2 protein-coding genes are annotated in these 1506 nt (G+C 41.4%); both read right to left on the reverse strand.

Translation table 11 applies throughout. From position 1 onward, the window contains the following. Positions 1 to 219, reverse strand: a 219-nt coding sequence (locus tag M595_RS27495; RefSeq protein WP_023069846.1) for a DnaJ domain-containing protein, incomplete at its 3' end; no start/stop codon positions are given. 543 nt (positions 220 to 762) lie between these two features. After that, positions 763 to 1005 (reverse strand): CU044_2847 family protein, encoded by a 243-nt coding sequence (locus M595_RS27500; protein ID WP_023069224.1) that lies wholly within the window; start codon positions 1003 to 1005, stop codon positions 763 to 765. Between the last annotated feature and the right edge of the window lie 501 nt (positions 1006 to 1506).

Below are 1506 nucleotides of genomic sequence, written 5' to 3' on the forward strand. Positions count from 1 at the left end.
ACCATATTGATCATACTTCTTGCGATTTTGCGGATCGGACAGCACTTCATAGGCTTCATTCACCTCTTTAAAGCGAGCTTCCGCTGTTTTGTCGCCGGGGTTCAGATCCGGATGATATTTACGCGCTAATCTACGATAAGCTTTTTTGATCTCATCGGCGGTCGCCGTTTTACTTAAACCCAAAATTGCATAATAGTCTTTATAGTCAGTCGCAGCCATTCACTACCTTCCTCTGAATACTATCCTCGTTGATTATTTCACACAAATACTTAATCTACGCATCTCCAGCATTTCGTTATCCCTTCCCTAAACACACACATCTCAAGACTTTATAACGGTCTGACCCAGATGAGAATTAGCAATGTATCTGTCTAGGATTAGTCAGAACCTAGCAATACCAAAACCTGATGTCAGGAAAATGATCTAACGAAGTCTGAAAATCTTGCGAGTTATACTATGACTCGTCTAACTTATCAAAGGTTCACGTCGATCTGGGTTCGGTTCTTGCTGAAATGGCGATCGCAATTTCCGTACCTCTGATCGGCATCGGAAGTGATAAGGTATGTTATTATTTCGTCACGATATCTAATTGAGAATATAGCGATCGCCAAACCATTTTTCAACTCTATTGCCTCCAAACCTCCCGCTACGGTATGACGAATATCCTACGGTTTTGATTGTGAACTGCTGTTGAGGAATTGAGAATTTTTGCACAGAGTTAAGCCAAGGCATTTGAAGATTAACTAAAAATGCGTTTCAAATCTAGAAAAGAAGTGTGACTTTACTCGGTGGTGAACCTTCGGGGATGGCGGTTTTGACGCGATCGAGAACCAGTTGTGAGTATCCCCGTATGGTACTTTTCAGGACTTCTTGATATTTCCGGGTTCGTTCGGCAATATCATCAACATATCCCACCGCTTGCAAATCGTCGTTGTCGTCTTCGTCGTATTGAATATAAATTTTTTGACCGTTTTGCCCTTCGATTTCTGTGATTTTCATCGACATGGATGAAGTCTCTCCCAAGCTTGAGGTGCGTTACTCCATTATATGCCTTAATTCTGGGTTTATTCCTTTTATCCCAACCCCTCTCGACCTCTCCCCCAACCCCTCTTCTAGAAGGCGAGGGGAGTATTTTTAGGATTATTAAATATCTAAAACTACATATAGCAATAAGAAATCATTTGTAAACGACTTTGCCGCCAAACCCCCAATTATGCGGGGTAATTTGGATTACTTTTTTACAAGTCAGGTAACATTGTTATAAACTTAAAGTCCCCTAATTATCACCGTAATGTTGGTGATCACGGAGGTAGAGAATTAAGGGAACTGCGATCGTATTTGGAGTTTGACCTTAGCCTCTAGCCCCCTCTTCTAAAAGACAAGAGGGAACTATTTTTTAATGGGGAAAATCAGTTAAACGGAAGTGAAAGAATCTTCGGTGAAACTGCCAACATCAACACCTCCAACTAGGGCTAAAACTTCATCGCCAAATGCGATCGCAGTATT

The organism is Lyngbya aestuarii BL J (genome assembly GCF_000478195.2).
Taxonomy (GTDB): domain Bacteria; phylum Cyanobacteriota; class Cyanobacteriia; order Cyanobacteriales; family Microcoleaceae; genus Capilliphycus; species Capilliphycus aestuarii.

Coding starts and splice junctions, on each gene's coding strand:
- M595_RS27500 (WP_023069224.1), bottom strand. CDS start 1,005: ATGTCGATGAAAATCACAGAAATCGAAGGGCAAAACGGTCAAAAAATT.